The organism is Sanguibacter antarcticus (assembly GCF_002564005.1).
GTDB classification, from domain to species: Bacteria; Actinomycetota; Actinomycetes; order Actinomycetales; family Cellulomonadaceae; genus Sanguibacter; species Sanguibacter antarcticus.
Window position 1 is genome coordinate 3,026,405 of the sequence record NZ_PDJG01000001.1, and the last position, 24,591, is coordinate 3,050,995.

At 70.4% G+C, this 24,591-nt stretch carries 20 protein-coding genes; 15 read left to right on the plus strand and 5 right to left on the minus strand.

What is annotated here, in order from left to right; translation table 11 throughout:
• Nucleotides 1-47: 47 nt before the first annotated feature.
• Nucleotides 48-1,043, minus strand: a complete 996-nt coding sequence (locus ATL42_RS13810) for a LacI family DNA-binding transcriptional regulator (RefSeq protein WP_098455845.1) — start codon at nucleotides 1,041-1,043, stop codon at nucleotides 48-50.
• A 114-nt stretch (nucleotides 1,044-1,157) separates the two neighbouring features.
• Between ATL42_RS13810 and ATL42_RS13815 the strand changes: the two genes are divergently transcribed.
• The 5 genes from ATL42_RS13815 to ATL42_RS13835 all read left to right on the plus strand — a co-directional run bounded on the left by ATL42_RS13815 (nucleotide 1,158) and on the right by ATL42_RS13835 (nucleotide 7,494).
• Nucleotides 1,158-2,441, plus strand: a complete 1,284-nt coding sequence (locus ATL42_RS13815) for an extracellular solute-binding protein (protein ID WP_098455846.1) — start codon at nucleotides 1,158-1,160, stop codon at nucleotides 2,439-2,441.
• Nucleotides 2,442-2,447: 6 nt separating this feature from the next.
• A complete protein-coding gene (locus tag ATL42_RS13820; protein ID WP_098455847.1) occupies nucleotides 2,448-3,440 on the plus strand; it encodes a carbohydrate ABC transporter permease in 993 nt (330 codons plus the stop codon).
• Nucleotides 3,437-4,333 carry a carbohydrate ABC transporter permease gene (locus tag ATL42_RS13825; RefSeq protein ID WP_098455848.1) on the plus strand — a complete coding sequence of 299 codons (897 nt, stop codon included), beginning with the start codon at nucleotides 3,437-3,439 and terminating at the stop codon, nucleotides 4,331-4,333. Before ATL42_RS13820 ends, ATL42_RS13825 begins: the two co-directional genes overlap by 4 nt.
• A gap of 72 nt (nucleotides 4,334-4,405) precedes the next feature.
• Nucleotides 4,406-6,757 (plus strand): beta-xylosidase/alpha-l-arabinosidase, encoded by a 2,352-nt coding sequence (locus ATL42_RS13830; protein ID WP_245862581.1) that lies wholly within the window; start codon nucleotides 4,406-4,408, stop codon nucleotides 6,755-6,757.
• Nucleotides 6,758-6,828: 71 nt separating this feature from the next.
• Complete coding sequence (locus ATL42_RS13835) at nucleotides 6,829-7,494, plus strand: transmembrane-type terpene cyclase (RefSeq protein ID WP_098455849.1); 666 nt, start codon at nucleotides 6,829-6,831, stop codon at nucleotides 7,492-7,494.
• 59 nt (nucleotides 7,495-7,553) lie between these two features.
• On the opposite strand, the gene ATL42_RS13840 is transcribed toward ATL42_RS13835, so the two are convergent.
• Nucleotides 7,554-8,324: a GntR family transcriptional regulator gene (locus ATL42_RS13840; protein WP_098455850.1), complete on the minus strand. Its 771-nt coding sequence runs from the start codon at nucleotides 8,322-8,324 to the stop codon at nucleotides 7,554-7,556.
• A 117-nt stretch (nucleotides 8,325-8,441) separates the two neighbouring features.
• On the opposite strand from ATL42_RS13840, the gene ATL42_RS13845 reads away from it, so the two are divergent.
• From ATL42_RS13845 to ATL42_RS13870, 6 genes are all read left to right on the plus strand, one after another.
• The gene (locus tag ATL42_RS13845; RefSeq protein WP_098455851.1) at nucleotides 8,442-9,584 is read left to right on the plus strand and encodes an SIS domain-containing protein; all 1,143 of its coding nucleotides are present in this window, start codon (nucleotides 8,442-8,444) and stop codon (nucleotides 9,582-9,584) included.
• Nucleotide 9,585: 1 nt separating this feature from the next.
• A complete protein-coding gene (locus ATL42_RS13850; RefSeq protein ID WP_098455852.1) occupies nucleotides 9,586-10,572 on the plus strand; it encodes an N-acetylglucosamine kinase in 987 nt (328 codons plus the stop codon).
• The gene (locus ATL42_RS13855) at nucleotides 10,569-11,558 is read left to right on the plus strand and encodes a DMT family transporter (protein WP_098455853.1); all 990 of its coding nucleotides are present in this window, start codon (nucleotides 10,569-10,571) and stop codon (nucleotides 11,556-11,558) included. Before ATL42_RS13850 ends, ATL42_RS13855 begins: the two co-directional genes overlap by 4 nt.
• Nucleotides 11,555-12,592, plus strand: a complete 1,038-nt coding sequence (locus ATL42_RS13860) for a 1-phosphofructokinase family hexose kinase (protein ID WP_098455854.1) — start codon at nucleotides 11,555-11,557, stop codon at nucleotides 12,590-12,592. The genes ATL42_RS13855 and ATL42_RS13860 overlap by 4 nt, the downstream gene beginning before the upstream one ends.
• Entirely contained in the window at nucleotides 12,589-13,470 is an 882-nt protein-coding gene (locus tag ATL42_RS13865; protein ID WP_211281831.1) for a class II fructose-bisphosphate aldolase, read from the plus strand. Before ATL42_RS13860 ends, ATL42_RS13865 begins: the two co-directional genes overlap by 4 nt.
• A gap of 119 nt (nucleotides 13,471-13,589) precedes the next feature.
• A complete protein-coding gene (locus tag ATL42_RS13870; RefSeq protein ID WP_098455855.1) occupies nucleotides 13,590-14,831 on the plus strand; it encodes a BaiN/RdsA family NAD(P)/FAD-dependent oxidoreductase in 1,242 nt (413 codons plus the stop codon).
• On the opposite strand, the gene ATL42_RS13875 is transcribed toward ATL42_RS13870, so the two are convergent.
• The gene (locus ATL42_RS13875; RefSeq protein WP_098455856.1) at nucleotides 14,800-15,567 is read right to left on the minus strand and encodes an SDR family oxidoreductase; all 768 of its coding nucleotides are present in this window, start codon (nucleotides 15,565-15,567) and stop codon (nucleotides 14,800-14,802) included. The genes ATL42_RS13870 and ATL42_RS13875 overlap by 32 nt on opposite strands.
• Before the next feature lie 102 nt (nucleotides 15,568-15,669).
• On the opposite strand from ATL42_RS13875, the gene ATL42_RS13880 reads away from it, so the two are divergent.
• Entirely contained in the window at nucleotides 15,670-16,509 is an 840-nt protein-coding gene (locus tag ATL42_RS13880; RefSeq protein ID WP_098455857.1) for a helix-turn-helix transcriptional regulator, read from the plus strand.
• 51 nt (nucleotides 16,510-16,560) lie between these two features.
• On the opposite strand, the gene ATL42_RS13885 is transcribed toward ATL42_RS13880, so the two are convergent.
• On the minus strand, nucleotides 16,561-17,019 hold the full coding sequence (locus ATL42_RS13885; protein WP_098456590.1) for a GNAT family N-acetyltransferase: 459 nt from the start codon (nucleotides 17,017-17,019) through the stop codon (nucleotides 16,561-16,563).
• A gap of 197 nt (nucleotides 17,020-17,216) precedes the next feature.
• On the opposite strand from ATL42_RS13885, the gene ATL42_RS13890 reads away from it, so the two are divergent.
• Together ATL42_RS13890 and ATL42_RS13895 are read left to right on the plus strand one after the other, a co-directional pair.
• The gene (locus ATL42_RS13890) at nucleotides 17,217-18,623 is read left to right on the plus strand and encodes a TrkH family potassium uptake protein (RefSeq protein ID WP_098455858.1); all 1,407 of its coding nucleotides are present in this window, start codon (nucleotides 17,217-17,219) and stop codon (nucleotides 18,621-18,623) included.
• A gap of 75 nt (nucleotides 18,624-18,698) precedes the next feature.
• On the plus strand, nucleotides 18,699-19,892 hold the full coding sequence (locus ATL42_RS13895) for a MalY/PatB family protein (protein WP_245862584.1): 1,194 nt from the start codon (nucleotides 18,699-18,701) through the stop codon (nucleotides 19,890-19,892).
• 53 nt (nucleotides 19,893-19,945) lie between these two features.
• On the opposite strand, the gene ATL42_RS13900 is transcribed toward ATL42_RS13895, so the two are convergent.
• A complete protein-coding gene (locus tag ATL42_RS13900; RefSeq protein ID WP_098455859.1) occupies nucleotides 19,946-22,546 on the minus strand; it encodes a helix-turn-helix transcriptional regulator in 2,601 nt (866 codons plus the stop codon).
• Between the two features lie 493 nt (nucleotides 22,547-23,039).
• On the opposite strand from ATL42_RS13900, the gene ATL42_RS13905 reads away from it, so the two are divergent.
• Nucleotides 23,040-24,482 (plus strand): dicarboxylate/amino acid:cation symporter, encoded by a 1,443-nt coding sequence (locus ATL42_RS13905; protein ID WP_211281832.1) that lies wholly within the window; start codon nucleotides 23,040-23,042, stop codon nucleotides 24,480-24,482.
• Nucleotides 24,483-24,591: the final 109 nt, after the last annotated feature.

The following is a 24,591-nucleotide window of genomic DNA, read 5'->3' on the forward strand; positions in this document are numbered from 1 at the left end:
CGCTGACTATACAGCGGATGCTGACCTATAGGGAGGGGGCGGTTCTCTCAGCGCGGTCCCGTGGACCCACGCTCGACGAGCGACGTCGGGAGCTGGATGTGCGTCTCGTCGACCGTTGTGCCCTCGATGAGCGAGATGAGCAGGCGGATCCCTGCGGCGCCCATCTCCTGGATCGGCTGCCGGACCGTCGTCAATGGCGGGGTGGTGCGCGCAGACTCGGGGACGTCGTCGAAACCGATGACGGAGAGCTGGCTCGGCACCGCGATGCCCATCTCCTGCGCGACCTCGAGGGCCGCGATCGCAGAGAGGTCGTTCGCGGCGAAGATCGCGGTCGGCCTGTCGGGCAGGGAGAGGAGCTCGCGCGCCGGTGCGCGAGCGCTCGCGGTGCGGTACTCGCCCGACCGGATGAGCGCCGGGTCGACGTCGATGCCGGCGGTCTTGAGCGCGAGGCGGTAGCCGTCCTCGCGCCGCTGGGACGACTCGAGGTCGCTGCGCCCGGCGAGGAAGCCGATGCGCCGGTGGCCGAGCGCGAGGAGGTGCTCGGTCGCGAGCTCGGCACCCGCGAGGTTGTCTGAGTCGACGGTCGGCAGCCCGGCCGGGCCTGCGTGCGGGTCGATCGCGACGACGGGGATGCCGGCGTCGGCATCGACGACCGTGGGGGTGACGAGGACTGCGCCGTCGATGAGGGTGCCGCTGAGGCGAGAGAGGTAGCGCCGCTCCCAGCCGGTGCCGCCGCTGTGGCGGCCACCGGTGTAGGCGAGGAGCTCGTAGCCGGTGTCGGCGAGCCCGGTGGAGGCGCCTTTGAGGATCTCGGTGCTGAAGGGCTCGAACTCGGCCACGAGGATGCCGATGACGTTGGTCCGCCGGGACCGCAGGCTCCGGGCGACGAGGCTCGACTCGTAGCCGAGCGTCTCGATGACCTCGTTGACCCGGGCGAGGGTGCTCTGGGCTACGCCGTAGCGGCCGTTGATGACCTTGGAGACGGTCGCCACCGAGACGTCGGCCACCCGGGCGACGTCGGTGATGGTGACTCGTTGTGCCATGAGCCCGACCCTAGCGTATGTAAAACGTTATCGATAACGATTGACACGATGGTTTCGGGGTGCAAGTCTGACTATCGATCGGCTCGACCGTGTCAACGACGACAAGGAGTTCCCATGAAGAAGCGGAATGCACTGACTGCCGCAGCCCTGGCTGCAAGCCTCGTGATGCTCGCAGGATGCGGCTCAGGAGGAAGCGACGCGGATGCCGGCGACGGCAACACGCTCACGTGGTGGCACAACTCGAACTCCGAACCCGGCAAGGGGTACTACGAGGAGGTCGCAGCCGACTTCGAGGCGGACCACCCCGGTGTGACCATCGAGGTCAGCGCCCTCCAGCACGAGGACATGCTCACCAAGCTGGACGCCTCGTTCCAGACGGGCGACACACCAGACGTCTATATGGAACGTGGCGGCGGCGAGCTCGTCGCGCACGTCGAGGCAGGTCTCGTCCAGGATCTTTCCGCCCCCGCAGCAGACGCGATCAGCACGCTCGGTGGAAACGTCACCGGCTGGCAGGTCGACGGCAAGACGTACGCGCTGCCCTTCTCCTTGGGTGTCGCCGGGTTCTGGTACAACACCGCGCTCTTCGAGAAGGCCGGCATCACCGAGACGCCGACGACGATGACCGAGCTCTACACGGTCATCGACAAGCTCAAGGCCGCCGACATCGTCCCGATCTCGGTCGGCGCAGGCGACAAGTGGCCGGCAGCCCACTACTGGTACTTTCTCGCGCTGCGCTCCTGCTCCCAAGACGTCCTCACGGACGCGGTCTCGTCGAAGGACTTCTCCGACGAGTGCTTCGTCGAGGCAGGCGAGCAGCTGAAGACGCTCGTCGACGCAGAGCCGTTCAACCCCGGCTACCTCGCGACCGTCGCACAAGCTGGTCCGTCGAGCGCGTCGGGTCTCCTCGTCACCGAGCAGGTCGCGATGGAGCTCGCGGGTCACTGGGAGCCAGGCGTCATGCAAGGCCTGACCGAGGACCACGAGGGCCTCGGCGACAAGACCGGCTGGTTCTCGTTCCCTGCGGTCGAGGGCGGCGAGGGCGATCCGGCCGCGCAGCTCGGCGGCGGCGACGCGTGGGCGTGCAGCGTGACCGCACCCGAGATCTGCTCTGAGTTCGTCTCCTACCTCGTCTCCGACACGGTCCAGAAGGGCTTCGCCGAGAACGGCATGGGGCTCCCGACCAACCCGGCCGCGACCAGCTCGGTCGCCGACCCCGCCATCGCCGATCTCCTCGCCGTCCGCGACGAGGCGCCCTACGTTCAGCTCTACTTCGACACGCTGTTCGGCGAGAACGTCGGTGGCGCCATGAACGATGCCATCGCCCTGATGTTCGCAGGCAAAGCCTCCGCCCAGGACATCGTCGACCAGACCCAGGCCGCGGCCGACAACGAGTGACGGACCATGTCTGACAACGCACAGACGCCCCCCGGCCTGCGCAAGCCGCAGGCCGGGGGGCAGGTCAGGGGGCGTCGCGCCCTGACGAACGCGTGGCGCCAGCGCCTGGAGATCATCTTCTTCGTCGCTCCGGCGCTCGTCCTCTTCGCGATCTTCGTGGTCGCACCCGTGCTCCAGGCGGCGCACTACTCGCTGTTCCGCTGGAACGGGCTCGGTCCCATGGACAACTTCGTGGGGCTCGCCAACTACAGCAGGGCGCTGCAGGACACGATCTTCACCGGTGCAGTCATGCACAACCTCATCATCATCGTGCTGTCGATCCTCATCCAGCTCCCGCTCGGCCTGGGGATCGCGCTCCTGCTCAACCGGGACATCTGGGGGCGCGCGATCATGCGCGTCATCATCTTCGTGCCCTACGTCCTCGCCGAGGTCGTCGCCGGTGTCGTGTGGGCGCTGCTCCTGCAGCCCAACGGCGCGATCGACGCGATGCTCGGCGCGATCGGGCTCGGCGGTGCAACCCAGCTGTGGCTCGGCGACCCGGACATCGCGCTCCTGACCGTCATGGTCGTGCTCACGTGGAAGTACCTCGGGCTCGCCATCATCCTCTTCCTCGCAGGCCTCCAAGGGGTGCCGGCCGAGCTGAGCGAAGCCGCACAGATCGACGGCGCATCCTGGTGGGCGACCCAGCGTCGCATCACCATCCCGCTCCTCGGGCCGACGATCCGCACCTGGGGCTTCTTGTCCATGGTCGGTGCCCTCCAGCTCTTCGACATGGTGTGGATCCTCACCAAGGGCGGCCCCGCCAACTCGACGATGACGATGGCGACCTACCTCATCAACCAGGGCACCGAGCGCAGCCAGTACGGGTACGCGTCCGCGGTCGCCGTCCTCCTCTTCGGCATCTCCTTCGTCTTGGCGATGCTCTACCAGCTCCTCGTGCTGCGCCGGGACATCGACTCCGGTGCAGGCCCGCTCCCGATCAAGAAGGTGAAGCGATGAGCACCTCCACGACGCTCCCCGCCACGACAGCCCCCGCGCGGACGGTCCGTCGGCGCACGGCCCGGCGGTCGTCCCCTCGCCCTGGCGCCGGTGTCCTCACGTACGGCATCGCGCTCGTCGTGCTGGGCGCCACGCTCGGGCCCGTGGTCTACGCAGTACTCGGTGGCTTCCGTTCCAACGCCCAGCTCGTCTCGGACCCCGTGGGGCTGCCCAGCCCGTGGGTGACGACGAACTACACCGGGGTGCTCACCTCGCCAGACTTCTGGCGCTTCGCCCTCAACTCGACGATCATCGCGCTGCTCACCACGATCATCGTCGTCGTGCTCGGCGTCATGGCCGCCTACCCGCTGGCCAGGTACCGTTTCAAGGGGCGCGAGCCGCTCTTCCTCGTGTTCACGCTCGGTCTGCTCTTCCCGCTGACCGTCGCGATCATCCCGCTGTTCCTCATGATCCGTGACCTCGGCCTCAACAACACCGTCTGGGGCGTGGCACTGCCGCAAGCAGCGTTCGCGCTGCCGATCACCGTCGTCATCCTGCGCCCGTTCCTCATGGCGCTCCCCATCGAGCTGGAGGAGGCCGCGATGCTCGACGGCACGTCACGCATCGGGTTCTTCTGGCGCATCCTCGTCCCGCTGTCCGGGCCTGGGCTCGTCACGGTCGGGGTCCTCGCGTTCGTCGCCTCGTGGAACGCGTACCTCCTGCCGCTCCTCGTCCTCAACGACCCCGCCTCCCAGACGCTCCCGCTCGGGGTCGCAACCTTCTCGACCCAGTACGCGCAGGACACCGCCGGTGTCCTCGCCTTCACGTCGCTCGCGATGATCCCTGCGCTCGTCTTCTTCCTCGCGATGGAGAAGCGCATCGTCAACGGGCTCCAGGGCGCGGTCAAGGGCTGAACGCCCGCTACCTCCCGCGCCCGCACCAACCCGGTCCCTCTCCCGACGGACCTGCTCGAAGGAGTGGTACCAGTGACAGAACGTCAGACGCACCCTGCGGGGCTCGACGTCCCGTGGGCGTCAGCCCGCGTGCGCGACCTCCTCGCGCAGATGACCCTCGACGAGAAGCTCGCACAGCTCGTCGGCTACTGGGTCGACCAGGGCGGTGCGGTCGTCGCGCCCCTCCAGGGCGAGATGGCCACCTCCGGCGACCTCGACGAGGTCACCCGGCACGGGCTCGGACACCTCACCCGCGTCTACGGCACCCGACCGGTCGATCCTGCCGAGCGCGCCGCCTGGCTGTGGGCGCAGCAACGACGCCTGCGCACCCAGACCCGACTCGGCATCCCGGCGCTCGTTCACGAGGAATGCCTCACCGGCCTCGCCGCCTGGCAGGCCGCGACCTTCCCCACCCCGCTCGCGTGGGGCGCGAGCTTCGACCCCGACCTCGTCGAGGAGATGGGTGCAGCCATCGGCGGCTCCATGCACGCGCTCGGTATCCACCAAGGTCTCGCTCCCGTCCTCGACGTGATCCGCGACCCCCGCTGGGGCCGGGTCGACGAGTGCATCGCCGAAGATCCCTACGTCGTCGGCACCGTCGGCAGCGCCTACGTCCGAGGGCTCCAGAGCGCAGGCGTGCACGCCACGCTCAAGCACTTCGTCGGCTACTCCGCCTCGCAGTCCGGACGCAACCACGCACCCGTGCACGCCGGGCCGCGCGAGGTCGCCGACGTCCTCCTGCCCCCCTTCGAGATGGCCGTGCTCGACGCCGGAGCGCGCTCCGTCATGAACTCCTACGCCGAGATCGACGGCCTCCCCGCCGCCGCCGACCCCCAGTACCTCACCGGTGTGCTGCGCGAGCGCTGGGGCTTCGACGGCGTCGTCGTCGCCGACTACTTCGCCATCGCCTTCCTCGCGCTCATGCAGGCCGTGGCCGCCGACCGTGGCGAAGCAGCAGGCCTCGCGCTCGCCGCCGGCATCGACATCGAGCTCCCGACAGGAGACGCCTACCTCGAGCCGCTCGCGGAGAAGATCCGGGCAGGTCTCGTCGACGAGGCGCTCGTCGACCGTGCCGTCCTGCGCGCGCTCGCACAGAAGGACGAGCTCGGGCTGCTCGACGAGACGTTCGAGGGCGAGCCGCCGACGACCATCGACCTCGACTCACCGCTGCACCGCGACGTGGCACGACGCCTCGCCGAGCAGTCCGTCGTCCTCCTCTCGAACGACGGCCTGCTCCCGCTCGGCGGCCCAGGCCAGGGCACCCCCGAGGCTGCGGCCCCGGGCACGGCGCCGCGACGGATCGCTGTCGTCGGACCGAACGGCGACCGCCCCGAGGCGCTCATGGGGTGCTACTCGTTCGCCAACCACGTCCTCGCCCACCACCCCGACGTGCCGCTCGGCTTCGAGATCCCGACCGTCGTGCAGGCGCTGCGTGCGGAGCTCCCCGCGACGGACGTCACCGTCGTCGAAGGCTGCTCCGTCCAGGGCGACGACCGCTCAGGCATCGCGGCCGCCGTCGCCGCTGCCGCCGACGCCGACGTGGCCGTCCTCGTCCTGGGCGACCAGGCGGGCCTCTTCGGACGAGGCACCGTCGGAGAGGGCAACGACGCCGAGTCGCTCGAGCTCCCCGGCATCCAGCGCGAGCTCGTCGAGGCGGTCCGCGCGACCGGGACCCCGGTCGTGATCGTCCTGCTCACCGGACGCCCGTACGCGATCGGCTGGGCGCTCGACGGCGAGCACGCCGTCTCAGCGGTGCTCCAGTCGTTCTTCCCCGGCGAAGAGGGCGGCGCCGCCCTCGCGGGCGTGCTGTCCGGGCGGGTCAACCCGTCCGGTCGGCTCCCAGTGAGCCTGCCCCGCTCGGCGGGCGCTCAGCCGTTCTCCTACCTGCACCCGATCCTGGGCGGCCCGTCCGAGGTGACGAGCTCCGACAGCACCCCGGTGCGCCCCTTCGGCTTCGGTCTCTCCTACACGGGCTTCGAGCGCTCCGACCTCACGACGGACGCCGAGGTCGTCGCCGGCGGCACGTTCACGGTGTCGGTGCGCGTGACGAACACCGGGGACCGCGCGGGCGCCGACGTCGTGCAGCTCTATGCGCGAGACACGGTCGCGAGCGTGACCCGGCCCGTGGCGCAGCTCCTCGGGTACGCGCGCGTCGCCCTCGACGCGGGAGAGTCCGCGGTGGTCGAGCTCCACGTCCCGACGACACGCCTCGCCTTCTCGGACCGCACCATGACACGGATCGTCGAACCCGGCGCCGTCGAGCTGTGGGTCGGGCCGTCCTGTGATCAGAAGGAGCTGGCGGCGGGGATCGTCGTCACCGGACCCGTGCACACGGTGACGACCGACGACGCCCGCACGGTGCGGGTCGAGGTGGTGCGCGGCTGAGGTGCCGCGGACGGCCGACAGCCCAGTTCCCTGCCCTGTCGGTCGTCGCGCGGACGGACTAGCATGCAGACATGTCCACCGGTCTCACGATCCTCAGCGGTCTCGCCTGGACGATCGTCTACATCGAGGCCATCCGTCTCGGGTTCAAGCACCGCACGTACGCGATGCCGGTGGCCGCCCTCGGGCTCAACATCGCCTGGGAGACGATCTACGCCGCCGTCGAGATCTCGAACGGGGGCTCGATCCAGGGCGTGAGCAACCTCGTCTGGGCCTTGGCGGACGTCGCCATCGTGTACACGTTCTTCCGTTTCGGCCGCAGCGAGCTGCCGATGCTCGTCCCCCGCTGGCTCTTCGTCACCTGGGGTGCAGGCATCCTCGTCGTCGGCTACGTCGTGCAGTGGCTGTTCATCGTGGAGTTCGGTCTCTACCTCGCTCCTCGGTATGCCGCGTTCCTGCAGAACGCGCTCATGTCCGGGCTGTTCATCGCGTTCTTCGTCGCCCGGCGCGGCGCCCGCGGCCAGTCGCTCACCCTCGGCGTCGCCAAGTGGCTGGGCACGCTGGCTCCCACCATGCTCTTCGGTGTGGTCAAGGGGTTCGACCCCTTCATCCTGGGCCTGGGGCTGATCTGCTCGGTCCTCGACCTCGCCTACATCGGTCTGCTGGTCTGGGCGCGGCGCGTCCCACTGACGATCTCTCCGACGGTGCCCGCCGGGGAGCGTGCTGCGCCGCAGGGCTGACCCCCCGCCGTGCGTGCTCGTCGTAGGGGTCGTCCTGACGACCGTGGAGCCTGCCTTGCTCAGTCTGTGATCGACGCGTGGAACGTGTACCGGTCGCCGCGGTACGCCTGGACGGTGAGCTCGATGGGCTGGTTCTCCTGGTTGAACGTCAGCTGGGTCGCCGACAGGATCGGCACCGGTCCCTCGATCTCCAGGAGCTCTCGCTCGGTGTCTGTCGCGTTGCGCGCCTCGACGGAGTAATCGGCGTAGCGCGGCACCTGGGACGGCGTGGCTGCGCGGAGCAGCTCGTAGAGGGACGCCTCGCTGAAGTTGGCCTCGCTGAGATCGGGTGCGACGGACAGCGGAAGCCGGTTGTGCTCGAGCGCGATCGCGAGGCCGTTGAGGTACCGCAGCCTCCGCAGCTCGAAGAGAGGGACCCCGGGCGCGGTCCGCAGCTGCTCGGCCTCCTGCACGGTCGCTGGCCTGACCGACTGCTCGAGGACTCGGCTGCGCATCGTGAGCCCGCGTGTCCGGGCCAGGTCGGTGAACCCCTGGACGTGGGCGCGACCGAGGCGCCCAGCACCCTCGAGGGTGCCCGGCGCCACCGCCCACCCACGTGCGGGGAGCGAGACGAGGACACCTTGCGCCTTGAGCTCGTTGAGCGCCGACCGGACGGTGACGCGCGAGACGTTGAAGCGTTCCACGAGGCGCCGCTCGGACGGTAGCCGTGCGCCTGCTGGTGTCGCCTCGCGCTCGAGCTCTGCCCGGATGTCGGCGGCGAGCCGTTCGTACAAGGGACGTTCGTCAATTCCTAGCAGCGCGCTGCTCGTGTGCTCACCCGTGCTGTCCATACCACGAAGATACCAGTTTTTGATAGAACCAGTACCAGACCAGTAGAAGACTATTGACAGACCAGTTGGCCACCGCTTAAAGTCCAGAACCTCACATAGTGGTGGAGGGGATTGCAGATGGCTACACAGACCGGCACCGTCCTGGCGTCGTGCAAGACAGGCGCAGAGATCGCGCACCAGCCCGACGTCTGGCGGGAGGTGGCCGCTCTCGTCGCCGATCGACAGGCAGACCTCGACACGTTCCTCGCCGAGGCGCTCGCAGACCCCCGCAGCGTCGTCGTTCTCACCGGCGCAGGGACCTCGTCGTTCGTCGGCGAGCTCGTCGCCCACGACATCGCACGTCGCGTCGGCCGCACCGCGATGGCGGTCCCGACGACCGACGTCGTCTCCACCCCGCGCTCCGCCCTCCCCGCCGACCGGCCGATCCTGCTGGTGTCCTTCGCCCGCAGCGGGGACAGCCCCGAGTCGGTCGCCGCAGTGGCAATCGCAGACCAGGTCGCAGACCAGGTGCGCCACCTCGTCATCACGTGCAACGCCGAGGGCGAGCTCGCCCGTCACTGCGCAGGCCGCTCTGACGCACTCGTCCTGACTCTGCCGGCCGAGGCCAACGACGAAGGCTTCGCGATGACCTCGTCGTTCACCGGCATGGCGCTCACCACCCTCATCGCCTTCGGTACCGCGCCAGACGTCGCCGCGATCGCCGCGGCCGGGGAAGAGATCCTCGAGACGGCAGAAGCGGCCGTCGCCGAGATCGTCGCCCTCGCGCCTCGCCGGCTCGTCTACCTCGGCTCCGGCTCGCTCGCAGGCATCGCCCACGAGTCCGCGCTGAAGTGCCTCGAGCTCACCGCAGGTCGCATCGTCGGCCTCGCCGACACCTCGATGGCCTTCCGGCACGGCCCCAAGTCCGCGCTCGACGACAGCACGGTCGCCGTCGTCTACCTGTCGAACGACCCGTACACGCGCCAGTACGACCTCGACATCGCGAGAGAGCTGTCCGCGAGCATCGGCCACGAGCGCGTGGTCGTCGTCGACGGGACAGGGAACGCCGACGTCCCCGGGACGGTCTGGACCGTCCCAGGCGTCGCGGGGCTACCCGACGCAGCCTGGGCCCTGCCCGCCATGCTGCTCGCACAGACCCTCGCGCTCGCCGCGTCGCTCGACCACGGGATGACACCGGACAACCCGTTCCCCGGCGGCGAGGTCAACCGCGTCGTCCAGGGCGTCGTCATCCACGCTCTCGATGCTGCGACGGAGCACTGACATGTATCTCGGTGTCGACGGTGGCGGCACCAAGACCGCGTTCTGCCTGCTCGGCGACGACGGCCTCGTCGTCGCCGAGAGCCAGCACGACAGCATGTACTACTTCGCCGAGGGCATCGAGCTCGTCGAACGCGTGCTCCGGACCGGTATCGACACGGTGTGCAAGGCTGCCGGCGTCGCACCGGACTCCGTCGACTACGCGTTCGTCGGGATCCCCTGCTACGGCGAGGTGAGCATCGACCTGCCCGAGCTCGACGCCATCTGCGAGCGGGTCTTCGGCGCCGGACGCCACACCTGCGGCAACGACATGGTGTGCGGGTGGGCCGGCTCCCTCGGCGGTGCCGACGGCATCAACGTCGTCTCCGGCACCGGGTCGATCGCCTACGGAGAGCGCGACGGCACCGCCTGGCGGGCCGGCGGATGGGGTGAGCTCTTCGGCGACGAAGGGTCGGGCTACTGGGTCGCGACCCAGGGGCTCAATGCCTTCTCCCGGATGAGCGACGGCAGGCTCCCCTCCGGCCCCCTCGTGCCTGCCGTCCGCGAAGCCCTGGGCCTCGGCTCAGACCTCGACGCGGTCGACATCGTGCTCAACCGCTGGCACGGCGACCGGGCGAAGATCGCCGCAATGAGCCGCGCCGTCGCCCGAGCGTCAGAGGCCGGCGACCCGGTCGCGACCCAGATCCTCCGCGACGCAGGACGCGAGCTCTCGGTGCTTGTCGACGTCGTGGCGGACGCCCTGGGCTTCGACGACAGCGACGTCGTCCCCGTCTCCTACTCCGGCGGCATGTTCGCGGCGCCGTACGTCCTCGCATCGTTCACAGAGCACGTCACCGCCAGCAGCCGCACCGTCGACCTGCGCGAACCCCTCCTGCCCCCGCACGTGGGCGCCGCCGTCTACGCAGCACGCCTCGCGGGGCACCAGCTCGACCCCGACCAGCTCCAGCACCTGCACTCCCAGACCTCAACCAAGGAAGGCCTACCCTCATGAGCTCTCCCGGCAACGTCGCCGTGGCTCGCCGCGGCGCAAGTTGGATCCCCTACGCAGCGCTCCTCGTCCTCTTCTGGGGAGTCTGGGGTGCCTTCTCGAGCCTTCCGACATCGAGATACGGCTATCCCGACGAGATGATCTACGTCGTCTGGGCGTTCACCATGCTCATCCCCGCCTACGTCGCGATGCGTGGGCAGACCTTCGACCGCCGTGGCATCGCGATGAGGTACGGCCTCATCATCGGCCTCGCCGGCGCCGGCGGACAGCTCCTGCTCTTCAAAGCACTGACCATGGGCCCCGCCTACGTGATCTTCCCGATCATCGCCCTCTCGCCCGCGATCACCGTCGTCATGGCGCTCGTCGCACTGAGAGAACGCGTCACCAGGCTCGCGGGCGTCGGCGTCGTCCTGGCGCTCGTCGCGATCGTCGCCTTCTCGATCTCGTCGGGCGACTCAGACATCTCAGCAGGCTCCTACCTGGTCCTGGCAGTGCTCATCTGCATCGCGTGGGGCGTCCAGGCCTACTTCATGCGCAAGGCCGCCACTGTCGGGGTCAACGACGCCACGACCTTCGGATGGATGACCATCAGCGCCCTGCTCCTCGTCCCGGTCGCCATCCTGATGATGGGCGGCATCCCGGGCGGGTTCCCCTGGCAGGCACCCGGCCTCACCGCCATCACCCAGGTGCTCAACGCCGTCGGTGCGCTCTTCCTCGTCATGGCTCTGAGCCGAGGCAAAGCGTCCATCGTCGCCCCCGTGACGAACGCGCTGGCGCCCGTCCTGACGATCGTTCTGTCGCTCATCATCTACCAGACGCTCCCGTCGGCCTTCCAAGGCATCGGCATCGTCCTGGCTCTCGCCGGCTCGACGCTCATGGTCTACTCCGACGAGAAGCGCAGCGAGACGCCGAGCACCGGTGAGGTGGCGGCCGTGCCGCCCAGCGTCCAGGACGCCCGGGCAGCAGACAGCACCCCCGAGCCCCGATGACCCACCACGAGGCCCGCAGCGAGCGACCACGCGTCGCGACCGTCACGTTGAACCCTGCCATCGACGTCACCTACGAGGTCCCGTCCCTCGTCGTCGACGACGTCGTCCGGGTCACCCGGACGACGTCCCGCGCCGGAGGCAAAGGCGTCAACGTCGCTGCCGTCGCATCGGCGATCGGCGCCGACGCACGGGTCCTCGTCCTCACCGGCGGCCCCTCCGGGACAGCGTTCACCGACGGGCTGGCCGCACTCGACCTCGACGTGCTGGCGGTCGACGCGCTCGCCGACGTGCGCCGCACAGTCGTCGTCGTCGCCCACGACGGCACGACCACGAGCCTCCAGGAACCAGGCCACGACGTCCGCGAACCGCAGACCACCGCCCGGCAGGTCCTCGAGGCGGTCGACCGGTTGCTCGCCGAGGGCGTGAGCGCCGTTGCCGTCAGCGGCTCCCTGCCACCAGGGTGCCCGGTGAGCCTGCTCACGGACGTCGTCGCCCGGTTCCTCTCAGGCGGCGTGCCCGTCGTCGTCGACACCTCCGGCGAGGCTCTCGCCTCCGTCGTCAGGTCCGGCGCGATCCTGACCCCCAACAGGTCCGAGCTCGTCGAGATGCTCGGCGAGAGCGCTCCGGAGCCCTTCGGCGCGAACGGCCTCGACGAGGCATGGACGGTCGCCGCTGCCCGACGTCTGCTCTCCGAGGGGGCGCCCGCAGTGCTCGTCACGCTGGGCGCCGACGGCATCCTTGCCGTCACTCCCGACGGGACGTTCGCCGCGCGGCCTCCCCAGGCCGTCTTCGGGAACCCCACCGGTGCCGGCGACGCAGCCGTCGCGGCGCTCCTCGTGCACCTGGCAGCCGCCGGTGACCCTGCGGCAGTCCGCTGGACCGAGGCGCTCGCAGACATGGTCGCGACCTCTGCGGCGTGCGTGCTGCGTCCCGTCGCCGGGGAGGTCGACCACACCGCACGTGCGGCATGGCTGCCCCAGGTCAGAGTCCGCGCCACCACACCACCCACCGACCAGGAGGACCTCCCGACATGAACACCACCATGGCAGCCGTCGCTCACGAGTGCCGGACGCGGGGCACCGCCGTCGGCGCCTTCAACGCGATCCTCCTCGAGCACGTCGAGGCGATCGTCGCAGGCGCTGAGGACGTCGGTCTTCCCGTCGTGCTCCAGCTGTCCCAGAACGCCGCCGAGTACCACGGGGGGCTCGCACCGCTGGCCCGGGGCGCGCTCGCGATCGCAGAGGCAGCATCCGTGCCCGTCATCGTGCACCTCGATCATGCAGACGACGAGGCGCTCGTCGACGAGGCGCTCGCTGTGGGCATCCGGTCTGTCATGTTCGACGCGTCGACAGCCGACTATGCGGAGAACGTGAGCCGTACCGCCAACGTGGTTGCCCGGTGCCATGCTGTCGGGTGCTGGGTCGAGGCCGAACTCGGTGAGGTCGGTGGCAAGGACGGAGCGCACGCGCCCGGCGCTCGCACCGACCCGGACGAGGCGGCGGCGTTCGTCCTCGCGACGGGGGTCAACGCGCTGGCGGTCGCGGTCGGGTCCTCGCACGCGATGTCGAGCCGTGACGCCGTGCTCGACGACGAGCTCATCGCCCGGCTACGCGACGCCGTGGACGTGCCCCTCGTGCTGCACGGTTCGAGCGGGGTCCCAGACGACGGGCTGCGCGCTGCGGTCCACCACGGGATCACGAAGGTCAACGTCGGCACGCGGCTCAACGTCGTCATGACGTACCAGGTGCGCCGCGTGCTCGCGGAACGTCCCGAGCTGACGGACCCGCGTGCCTACCTGGCTCCCGGCCGGGACGCGATCCGCTCTGAGGTCGGTCGCATCCTCCGCCTGCTCGCCGACGGCTCAGGGCTGGAGACGGTCTCTGCCTCCGATCCGGACCCCGCCCGCGCCTGACGAGCCTGCTCTGGCCGGACGCCCCTCAGCCGTGACGCGTCGTGGACACGACCGCTGCCGTCGGTGGGCTATGTTTCGGGGATGCTGACCACGACCATCGACCGTGACCGTCCCGGCCGATGAGCACGGTGAGCGTGATCGGCGGTGGCCCGGCAGGGCTGATCGCTGCTGAGGAGCTGGCGCGGGCCGGCATGGACGTCACGGTGCACGAGCACATGCCCGCCGTCTGCCGGAAGTTCCTCCTCGCGGGCCGTGGCGGGCTGAACATCACGCACTCCGAGGACTTCGCACGCCTGCTCACCCGGTACGGGGACTCCTCCGACAGGCTCGCGCCGATGCTCGCGCAGTTCGACCCGCAGGACCTGCGCGACTGGTGCGCAGGCCTGGGCGAGGAGACGTTCGTCGGGTCGAGCGGGCGCGTGTTCCCGCGAGCGTTCCGGGCGACACCGCTGGTCCGTGCCTGGCTGGCGCGGCTCGCCGAGCTCGGCGTGCAGATCGAGACGCGGCGCCGGTGGACGGGCTGGACCGACGAGCCCGGGGTGCTGCGGTTCGCCGGTGCGGACGGGACCGAGACCGAGGTCGCCAGCGACGCGGCGGTCTTCGCGCTCGGTGGCGCGTCGTGGCCCCGGCTCGGGTCCGACGGCGGATGGGTCGAGACGTTCCGCGACCGAGGCACCGAGGTGACACCCCTGCGCCCCGCGAACGTCGGGGTCTGCGTCGGGTGGAGCGACATCTTCGTCGACAGGTTCGCGGGGAAGCCGTTGAAGAACGTGGCGCTGTCGGTCCGCGGCCACGGCGGTCCGCCAGCACGCGGTGACGCGATGATCACCCAGACGGGGCTCGAGGGCGGACCGCTCTACGCGATCGGGGCCGTGATCCGCGACGCACTCGACAGCGGTGAGCCGTGCGTCGTGGAGGTCGACCTGCGCCCGGACCTCACCGTCGACCGGCTCACGGAACGGCTGCTGCAGCGCAGACCGAAGGACTCTGACCCCACCTGGCTGCGACGCACGACAGGGCTCGATCCCGCTGCGATCGCGCTGGTCCGCGAGTCGGGCGGCGGGACCGTCCCGCGAGACGCCGCCGTCATGGCCCGGCTCATCAAGGCCGTGCCCGTCGAGGTGAGCGCGACGATGCCGATCGCACGGGCCATCTCGACCGCGGGCGGCATCGCCTGGTCGGAGGTCGACGAGTCGCTCATGCTGCACCGCATGCCCGGAACCTTCGTCGCGGGCGAGATGCTCGACTGGGAAGCGCCCACGGGCGGCTACCTGCTCCAGGCCTCGTTCAGCACGGGGGTCACCGCAGCACGGGGGGCCCTGGCGTGGCTCACGCCCTCGCGTGCGGGTCCGTCCGGTTGAGCATCGCGACGACCTCGGGGTAGGCGCCGTTCACCTCGCTGAACCGCAAGGGCTTCACGCGCTCGACGAGGATCTCGTGAGCGTCCGGCTGGGTCTCGAGGAGGGTCATGACCTCGTCGACGAACGCGTCGAGGGGGACCGCCGCGTCGTTCTCTGCGTGGCCAGGCATGAGGTCGGTCCGGACCGCGGGCGGCACGAGCTCGAGCACCTGGACGCTCGTGTCCGCGAGCTGGAGGCGGATCGACTCGCTGAGCATGTGGATCGCGGCCTTCGTCGCGTTGTACGTCGGCGTGACGCGCAGCGGGGCGTGGGCGAGCCCGCTGGAGACCGTGACGATCGTCGACGCGGACCTCGTCTGGAGGTGCTCGACGAAGGCCGCGACGAGGCGGATCGGTCCCAGCAGGTTCGTCGTGACCGCCGCTTCCGCGTCGGCGAGGAATCCTGCGGGCGAGTGCCAGTCCTCCGTGCGCATGATGCCGGCCATCGCGACGAGGACGTTCACGTCCGGGTGCGCGGCGATCACCTCGGCAGACGCCGACGCGATGCTCGCGGTGTCGGCCGTGTCGATCCGGACCGTGTGGATGCCGGGGTGGTCCGCGGCGATCTGCTCGAGGAGCGCGGTGCGGCGGCCGCCGACGATGACGGTGCTGCCCGCCGCGTGCAGACGCAGGGCGAGGGCCAGCCCGATCCCGCTCGTGGCGCCGGGGACGAAGACGGTGCTCTCGGTGATGTTCATGCCACCACCGTGCGCCGGGCGCACAGCCGCGACAAGAGCCCCGCGGATCCAGGGATCGCCGATCCCTGGATGTGACGAGGCGCGTCGACGATGATGGCGGGCATGGAACGCCACGACCTCGCCGACTTCGTGCGAGCCCGCCGCGAGGCGCTGCGCCCGAGCGACGTCGGCCTGCCCGCCGGTGCCCGGCGCCGCGCACCCGGCCTGCGTCGCGAAGAGGTCGCCGCCCTCACCGGCATGTCCACGGACTACTACGCCCGCCTCGAGCAGGGCCGCAGCCCCCAGCCCAGCGAGCAGATGCTCACGGCCCTCGCCCGCGCCCTGCGCCTCACCGACGACGAGCGCGACTACCTCTTCCGTACCGCCGGCCGCACGGCACCGGACCGGGCCAGCGCGTCGTCGCACGTCGCCGCACCGCTGCTGCGGGTCCTCGACCGGCTCGACGACAGCCCAGCGCTCATCCTCTCGGAGCTCGGCGAGACGCTCGTCGCCAACCGGATGGCGGTCGCGCTCTTCGGCGACCAGTCAGCCCGCACAGGCCTCGCCCGCAGCGACGCCTACCGGTGGTTCACCGACCCCGGGTCACGCACCGTCTACCCCGAGGACGACCGCCCGCGCCAGTCCCGCGCGCTCGTCGCGAACCTGCGCGCCGCGTACGGGCGCTCCGGGCCCAGGTCGCGCGCCGGCGGCCTCGTCACGGCGCTCCTCGACGAGAGCCCCGAGTTCGCGGACCTCTGGGCCAGCCACGAGGTCGCCCGACGCTTCGAGGACCACAAGATGCTCGTCCACCCCGAGCTCGGGCCGCTCGACCTCGACTGCCAGGTCCTCTTCACCGAGGACCAGACCCAGGCGCTGCTCGTCCTCACCGCCCCGCCACGCACGCCGGCATGGGAGAAGCTCCAGCTCCTGGCTGTCGTCGGGAGCCAGAGGTTCACCGGATAGCGCGGGCCACGAGCGTCCAGGCGCTGGGACCGCGCACAGGGCGCCGGCCGCTCACCTGTCGAGCGCGAGCTTGAACCCGACGTGCGACCCGACGAAGCCGAGCCGCTCGTAGAAGCGGTGGGCGTCGGTGCGGCTCGCGTCGGTGGTCAGCTGGACCAGCGTGCAGCCGCTCGCGCGCGCTGCCTCGATCGCCCACGCGACGAGCTGGGTGCCGAGCCCGCCGCTGCGCGCCGACGAGTCCACACGGACCCCTTCGACGAGGCCACGGTTCGCTCCCTGGCGTGAGAGGCCAGGCACGATCGTCAGCTGCAGCGTGCCCACCACGATGCCGTCCCGCTCCGCGACGACGAGCCGGTGCTGCGGCTCAGCGAGGATACGGTCGAAGGCCGCGTCGTACGGGGCACGGTCGTCGGGCGTCTCGCGGGACGCCCCGAGCGGGTCGTCGGCGAGCATCCGGACGATCGCCGGGATGTCGTCACGGGTCGCAGCCCGGATGGTCGCGGGAGTCATGGCTGCACTGTAGCCGTGGAGCCTGCGCCCGGCGGCGACTGTCAAGGTTCCGTCAAGATCCTCTGCCGTGCGCCCCACGACAGGCCAGCGTCCTCCGCGACGAGTACGGTAACGGACGTTCGAGCCCACCGACCAGCGGCGGGCGAGCCTGACGGAGCCGCGAGCACGATGCACGAAGACACCCGCGGCGGAGCCGTATGAGCCCGCTCGACCAGCTCCCCCGAGGACGGCCCGGGCGCGGCCTGCGCAGGAGCCGACGCCCCGGTGTCACTCCCGACGCCGGGATCCGGCGTCGACCCGGCCAGGTGCTCGTCGGGAGCTTCGCTGCCGCCATCGCCGTCGGCACGCTCCTGCTGCTCCTGCCCGTATCGAGCGCAGGCCGTGGCGCGACGGTGCTCGAGGCGCTCTTCACCGCGACGTCCGCCGTCTGCGTGACCGGGCTCGTCGTCGTCGACACCGCGACGTTCTGGACCCCGTTCGGCCAGGCCGTCGTCATGCTCCTCTTTCAGGTCGGCGGGTTCGGCATCATGACGCTCGCCTCCTTGCTCGGCCTGCTCCTCTCCCGGCGGCTCGGCCTGCGCAGCAGGCTCGTGGGCGCGTCCGCGACGAGCACCGTCAGCCTCGGAGACCTGCGCAGGGTCCTCCTCGGCATCGGGACCGTCACGGTCGTCGTCGAAGGGACGACAGCCGCGGTCCTCGCCGCACGCTTCGTGCACACCTACGGCGAACCCGTCGGCCGTGCGGCCTGGCTCGGTCTCTTCCACGCCGTCTCAGCGTTCAACAACGCCGGCTTCGCCCTCTACACGGACAACCTCATGGGCTTCGTGACCGACCCGTGGGTGTGCCTGCCGATCGCCGCAGCCGTCGTCGTCGGCGGGATCGGCTTCCCCGTCCTGCTCGAGGTGTGGCGCAGCCCCCGTCGTCCCCGCGCCTGGAGCCTCCACACCAAGATCTCCGTGATGATGACCGCGGTGCTCATCACGGCGGGCACCGTCTTCATGACGCTGGCCGAGTGGAGCAACCCCGCGACCCTCGGCCCGCTCGACGTCCGAGGCAAGGTGCTCGCCGGGTTCTTCCAGGGCGTCTCGCCCCGCACCGCCGGGTTCAACAGCATCGACATCGCCCAGATGGACAGCGCGACGTGGCTCGGCAGCGACGTCCTCATGTTCATCGGCGGCGGGAGCGGAGGCACGGCCGGCGGCATCAAGATCACCACCTTCACGGTGCTCCTCGTCGTCATCTGGGCAGAGCTGCGCGGAGACCCGGACGCCACCCTGTTCGACAGGCGCATCGCCGTCTCGGCGCAGCGCCAGGCGCTCGCGGTCGCCCTCCTCGGCGTCGCTGCCGTCCTCGTGTCGACGATCGTCATCGCGATGACCTCGCCCTTCACGTCCGACCAGGTCCTCTACGAGGTGGTCTCAGCCTTCGCGACGGTCGGCCTCTCGACCGGGATCACCGCACAGCTCGACTCCTGGCACCAGGTGATCTTGTGCGCTCTCATGTTCGTCGGGCGGCTCGGACCCGTGACGCTCGGGACAGCGTTGGCCCTGCGGTCGAAGCAGCGCCTCGTGCGCATGCCGGAGAGCGCCCCGATCGTCGGCTGACGTCGGCGGTGCCCGGTAGGCCCGGTGGGCTCGGCGGGCTCGGTGGGCGTGGCGCTGCCGGTATACGGTCGACGGGTGACAGACCAACCCACCATCTTCGACTCGCTGTCCCTCGACGAGCTCCGCACGCGCACGAGCAAGAAGTGGCGTGCGTACGCGCCGGACGTCCTGCCGCTGTGGGTCGCCGAGATGGACGTGCCGCAGCCCGAGCCCGTCGTCGCCGCCGTGCACGACGCGATGCGCCGCGGCGACACCGGCTACCCGAGCGGCACCGACTACGCCGAGGCGTACGCCGAGCTCGCCGACGAACGCTGGGGTTGGACCGTCGACCCGGGCAGCGCCCGGATGCTCACGGACGTGATCATCGGCATCTCCGACGTGCTCAAGGTCCTCACGGAGCCCGGCGACACCGTCGTCGTGAACACCCCCGTCTACCCGCCGTTCTTCGCTGTGCTCGACGACCTCGGCCGCCGCACGGTCTCCGCTCCTCTCGGCGCGGACGGTCGCATCGACCTCGCAGCGCTCGAGGCCGTGCTCCCCGGCGCGCAGGTGTTCCTCCTGTGCAACCCGCACAACCCGACCGGGACCGCGCACACCCCCGAGGAGCTCGCCGCGGTCGCCGCCCTCGCCCGCACGCACGGCGTCCGTCTCGTCGCCGACGAGATCCACGCACCGATCTCCTCGCCGGCGGCGGCGGCCGAGCTGGGCCGGCCGGTCTTCACACCGCTCGCGACCGTCCCCGGTGCAGAGAACGCGATCAGCGTCGTCTCCGCGTCGAAGGCATGGAACCTCGCCGGCCTCAAGGCAGCGCTGGCGATCGGTGGCCCGGAAGCGACGCAGGACGTCCACGAGATCGCTGAGCTCGCCGACCACGGGGCGAGCCACCTCGCCTCGATCGCGCACGTCGCGGCGCTGCGCCACGCCCGCGGGTGGCTCGACGAGGTCACCACCGGCATCGACGTCAACCGTCGGTTCTTCACCGAGCGGCTCGCCGAGCGCCTGCCGGGCGCGACCGTCCAGGAGGCGCACGCCACCTACCTCGCCTGGGTCGACTGCCGTGGGCTGCGGGACACAACCGGCATACCGCTCGGCGACGACCCGGCTCGGGCCTTCCTCAAGAGAGGCAAGGTCGCCTTCACGTCGGGCGTGCCGTTCGGTCCCGGTGGCGAAGGTTTCCTCCGGGTCAACCTCGCGACGTCACGAGCAGTGCTCGCCGAGGCGGTCGACAGGATGGTCGCCGCGCTCGCGAGCCAGCGACCGGCTCGCTAGCAGGCCGCTCGCTAGCTCGCTCGCTGGCGGGCGGGCGGGCGGGCTGATACCCGTCAGACGTGGTGCACGCCGAGGAACCCGTGCGCGTGCCCGGCGGCGACGGCGCCCATCCTGTCGCGGACGTCGAGCGCCCGGTACAGGCCTCGGACCTGAGACTGGACGGTCCCCCTGGACACCCCGAGCTGGGCGGCCATCTGAGCGAGCTGCGCCCCGGAGTTGAGCTCGCGCAAGAGGTCCTGCTGGCGTCGTGTGAGCTCGATGAGCGTGGAGCGCTCCGACATGTAGAGGGTGACGCCCGACGCGACGAGCCGTTCGACGATGGGGCCCGCAGCCGGCACCAGCGGGGTGAGGTCCACGAGGACCTTCCGCGGCACGGACACGAAGGGGCGCAGCAAGAGCGGCCCGGCGAGGTCGATCGCCGAGCGGAGCATCGTTGCAGCGGCAGCGAGCTCACCGAGCCGGTGGTGGGCGACAGCGCTCGTGAGGAGCATCTCGATCCGGAGACGAGCGGAGACGTCGCTGCGCGCGAGCGCCGCCGTGATGATCGACAGCGCCTCGTGAGCGTCACCGACCTGGAGAGCGATCCGTGCACGGACGGGCTCGAAGATCACCGTCGGAGGGCACGCACCGAGAGAGTTCTTCGCCCGGGTCGGGCTGCCAGACCACACGAGGATGCGCGCCACGGTGCTCACGAGGAGCTGGGACGACAGGGTGCCCCGCGCCATCGCGTCCTGGTTCGCCTTGAGGCTGCGCCCGAGCGCTGTCAGCGCGACGAAGAGGTTGCCCTGCAGGACGTTCAGGTGCGCACGCGCGTACTCCTCGACGAACCATGTCGCGCGTGCTCGCGGTCGGATCATGGCCGGTTCCTCGGGCGGCAGCAGGGCGGCGGCGGTCTCCAGGTCGAGGGCGTCCAAGGCGAGGACCGCGCGGACGAGGTTGGCGACGCCCCTGTCGATATAGCACACGGTCTTGCCCTCGCCCTGGAGGGTCGACGCCACCTCGAGGTGCTCGGAGGCGCTCTCGAGATTGCCGACCATCACGTGCGTGAGGGCGCTGTACTCCGCGGCGGCGAGCGCCACGAACTCGAGCGGCGTGCCCCGGCCGCTCGCGACGCACTCCGCGAAGTCGCTCAGTGCCGTGTCGAGATCGCCGACCGTCAACCGGGTGATGCCGGACTGGAGCAGCAGGTAGGGCAGGGTGGCGCCGAGCGCTGAGCGCCATGTCCCGTCGGCGTTGCGCGCGGCCGCGCGGTGCCGTGTCACGAGCGTGTTCGACGCGGCGTACTCGTGGCACTCCCGGAGCGCGACGATCTGCGCGAGCCCGACTCCGACGGCATGTCGGAGGGTCTCGTCCTGGAGCTCCGGGACGGCGGCGAGCCCGTCGATCTCGTGGCGCTCGCTCGTGTCGTCGGAGAGGTGCAGCAGCACGTCTCTGGCCGCCATGAGGTCGGGGTGGTCGGCGAGGGCCCCGGGCGGCAATGCCGCGAAGGCCCTCTTGACGAGGAACGGGTGCTCGACGACGAGGAAGACGCAGTGCGTGCTCACGAGCTGGACGACGAGGTCCCAGTCCAGTCCGGTGACCGCGTGGCCGAGGGCGACGTCCGGGAAGTCGCGGAGGAGGTGCGCCGCCCTCCGGTGCGCCGGGAGCATCGTGGACGCCAGCTCGGGGAGCTCCATCGCGCGGCGGATCGCGGGCAGCAGCGTGTATGCGCGACGTCCGTCGACGTTCGTCATTCGGAGCATGCCCGCACGTTCCAGGTCGTTCAGGCTCCGGCACGTGTGCTCTGAGCCGACGAGGCGGGTGGCGAGCTCTTCGGTGATCGGGTCGAGGAGGCTCAGCTGGCGGACGAGGAACGAGAGCTCCGGGTTGTCCACGCGGCTCCCGTACCGCACGAGGTACTGGGCAGCGGGTGTCCAGGCGTCGGAGGAGTACGGGAGACCGGCGCTGGCGAGGCGGTGCAAGACCGCTCGGGTGAGGGCGGGCCAGCCCCACAGGACGCTGTACAGGTCGTCGGCGTCGTCCTTGTCGAGCGGGACGCCGAGGGACTGCGAGAGGGTGCGGACGTCGTTGGCCGAGAGGGCCAACGCCTGTGCGTCGACGATCGCCGCGTCGTCGAACAGGCAGTCCATGGACAGCGGGCCCTGCGAGCGGCAGCAGACGATGACGGAGAGCTGCGGGCAGGTGCGGGCGAGCTCGGTCAGCCCGAGGGCCACCGAGACGATCGGTGACTCTCCGACGACCTGAGCCTTCGCCGCGTTCTCCAGCCTGTCGACGACGAGCGTGAGGGGCGCGTCGATCGACCTGAGCGCCTCGGTGACGCTGGCCCGGTGGTCGACCACGCTCGCGCGGTCGACGTCGTGAGCAGGGAAGACGCCGTCGAGAGCGAGCGTCGTGCGCAGTGCGAGCCAGAAGTCGGGCTGAGTGTCGCCGTGGGGGTCGACGTCGTGCCAGAGGACGTGCGACGCGCCGCGCTGCTCGCGGAGCCATGCCGCGACAGCGGCTGACTTTCCGAAGCCGCTCGGGCTGCGGACCACCGTCATCGGGCGGCGCTCGTCGAGCGCGCTGCGGACGTCCGGGCGCAGCACGAAGTGCTCTGGTATGCGCCGCTCGTACGGCTCTGACCTGTGGAAGGTCTCGAGAGGTTGGTCAGTCACATCGGCCCCGTCGATTGCTGGCGTCTACTGATCGTATGCGTGTCTAGACCAGGCGCGCGGTGAGCGTCCGAAATTCACCCGCTACCGGTATGCGGGACACCAGATACGCTGGGAGCGCTTCACCAGCCCTGAGCGAGCCCGGCGCGGACGCGGAATAGATCCGCCCGAGGACTCGTTGGAACGCTCGGCGCACGAGCACTCGGGCGCCCCGACGATGCAGGAGAACGACTGTGACCGACCAGCCCACCGTGACCGCACTCCGAACCGCCGACGCACGTCGCGCGCGCTCGCTGTCCGGGTCCATGGGCTGTTGTCGCACATGGTGCTGACGCCCGTCTGACACGACCGGCACGACCCAGCAGCCCGTCGTTGCCCACGGCGTCTCTCCTGACCGCCTTCGTCCGCTCTGCCGGACTCTTCCTGCGCTGATCGCTGCCCGCACGGCACGCCCCTGCCCGCAGCCCGGCTACCCCGTCCGCGAAAGGTTTCTTCCGTGACCACCTCGTCACCCTCTGTCCTGTCTGCTCCCGCCGCGCCGCCACGGCGGCGGCGCTGGCGATCTCCGTCGTTCTCCGTCCAGATCATCGGGGCGCTCGTCCTCGGTGTCCTGCTCGGCTGGGCCGCCCTGTCGATGGGTACCTCCGACGGCACTCCCGACGGTGACCCCAACTGGTTGACGACCACGCTCGACACCATCGGGTCGTCGTTCGTCCTGCTCCTCAAGGCGATCGTGCCGCCCCTCGTCTTCACCGCGATCGTCGCGTCGATCGCGAACCTGCGGAACGTCGCCAACGGAGCGCGCCTCGCCTGGAAGACCCTCATGTGGTTCGCGATCACGGCGCTCGTCTCGGTGTCGATCGGCATCGCGCTCGGTCTCGTCTTCCGGCCCGGTGAGAACACGAGCCTCACGACGGCCGGCGCCGTCGAGCCTGGCCGCACCGGCAGCTGGCTCGACTTCCTCGACAGCCTCTTGCCGGCAAACTTCCTCGGCATCGCGGCGAACACCTCCGCGGGCAGCGACGGCTCCGTGAGCACGTCCGTGTCCTTCAACGTGCTGCAGATCGTCGTCATGGCTCTCGTCGTCGGCATCGCCGCGCTCAAGGTGGGCAAGGGCGCCGAGCCGTTCCTCACCTTCAACCGGTCTGCCCTGGAGATCATCCAGAAGGTCTTGTGGTGGATCATCCGCCTCGCCCCTCTCGGCACGCTGGGTCTCATCGGCAACGCGATCGCTGCCTACGGCTGGGACCTCCTCTCGCCGTTGGCCACCTTCGCCGTGGCGATCTACACGGGCCTCGCGCTCGTCCTGTTCGTCCTCTACCCGGTGATCCTGCGGACCAACGGGCTGAAGGTCTCGAGCTACTTCCGTGGTGCATGGCCTGCCATCCAGCTCGCGTTCGTCTCCCGGTCCTCGATCGGCACGCTCCCGGTCACGCAGCGCGTGACCGAGCGCAACCTCGGCGTCCCCGCCGAGTACGCGTCCTTCGCGGTGCCGCTGGGTGCGACGACGAAGATGGACGGTTGCGCCTCGATCTACCCGGCGATCTCCGCGATCTTCATCGCCCAGCTCTTCGGGATCGACCTCTCGATCATGGACTACCTGCTCATCGCCTTCGTCTCGGTCGTCGGCTCTGCAGCGACGGCGGGCCTCACCGGCGCGCTCGTCATGCTGACCCTGACGGTCTCGACCCTCGGGCTCCCGCTCGCGGGCGTCGGGCTGCTGCTCGCGATCGACCCGATCCTCGACATGGGCCGCACCGCGGTCAACGTCGCAGGCCAGGTGCTCGTCCCGACGATCGTCGCCAAGCGTGAGGGCATCCTCGACATGGAGAAGTACCGCGCGGCAACCTCGGAGGACCTCTTCGCCGAGGCCCCAGAGGCCGACCCGACCCCGACCCCGGCCCCGGCCCCGGCCCAGCTGGCGAGTTCGGCAGTCTGAGTCGAGGCCGGCAGGTGGAGATCACGATCTCACCTGGGACTGCCGAACTCGGCGGACCAGCCGCCGCTCTCGGGCTACGCCACCGGTGACCGTGCCGCGGTCACCGGTG

Bases quoted from the DNA above. Each gene is read 5' to 3' on its own strand.
- ATL42_RS13810 (WP_098455845.1), bottom strand. From the start codon at position 1,043: ATGGCACAACGAGTCACCATCACCGACGTCGCCCGGGTGGCCGACGTC.
- ATL42_RS13815 (WP_098455846.1), top strand. From the start codon at position 1,158: ATGAAGAAGCGGAATGCACTGACTGCCGCAGCCCTGGCTGCAAGCCTC.
- ATL42_RS13820 (WP_098455847.1), top strand. From the start codon at position 2,448: ATGTCTGACAACGCACAGACGCCCCCCGGCCTGCGCAAGCCGCAGGCC.
- ATL42_RS13825 (WP_098455848.1), top strand. From the start codon at position 3,437: ATGAGCACCTCCACGACGCTCCCCGCCACGACAGCCCCCGCGCGGACG.
- ATL42_RS13835 (WP_098455849.1), top strand. From the start codon at position 6,829: ATGTCCACCGGTCTCACGATCCTCAGCGGTCTCGCCTGGACGATCGTC.
- ATL42_RS13840 (WP_098455850.1), bottom strand. From the start codon at position 8,324: ATGGACAGCACGGGTGAGCACACGAGCAGCGCGCTGCTAGGAATTGAC.
- ATL42_RS13845 (WP_098455851.1), top strand. From the start codon at position 8,442: ATGGCTACACAGACCGGCACCGTCCTGGCGTCGTGCAAGACAGGCGCA.
- ATL42_RS13850 (WP_098455852.1), top strand. From the start codon at position 9,586: ATGTATCTCGGTGTCGACGGTGGCGGCACCAAGACCGCGTTCTGCCTG.
- ATL42_RS13855 (WP_098455853.1), top strand. From the start codon at position 10,569: ATGAGCTCTCCCGGCAACGTCGCCGTGGCTCGCCGCGGCGCAAGTTGG.
- ATL42_RS13860 (WP_098455854.1), top strand. From the start codon at position 11,555: ATGACCCACCACGAGGCCCGCAGCGAGCGACCACGCGTCGCGACCGTC.
- ATL42_RS13865 (WP_211281831.1), top strand. From the start codon at position 12,589: ATGAACACCACCATGGCAGCCGTCGCTCACGAGTGCCGGACGCGGGGC.
- ATL42_RS13870 (WP_098455855.1), top strand. From the start codon at position 13,590: ATGAGCACGGTGAGCGTGATCGGCGGTGGCCCGGCAGGGCTGATCGCT.
- ATL42_RS13875 (WP_098455856.1), bottom strand. From the start codon at position 15,567: ATGAACATCACCGAGAGCACCGTCTTCGTCCCCGGCGCCACGAGCGGG.
- ATL42_RS13880 (WP_098455857.1), top strand. From the start codon at position 15,670: ATGGAACGCCACGACCTCGCCGACTTCGTGCGAGCCCGCCGCGAGGCG.
- ATL42_RS13885 (WP_098456590.1), bottom strand. From the start codon at position 17,019: ATGACTCCCGCGACCATCCGGGCTGCGACCCGTGACGACATCCCGGCG.
- ATL42_RS13890 (WP_098455858.1), top strand. From the start codon at position 17,217: ATGAGCCCGCTCGACCAGCTCCCCCGAGGACGGCCCGGGCGCGGCCTG.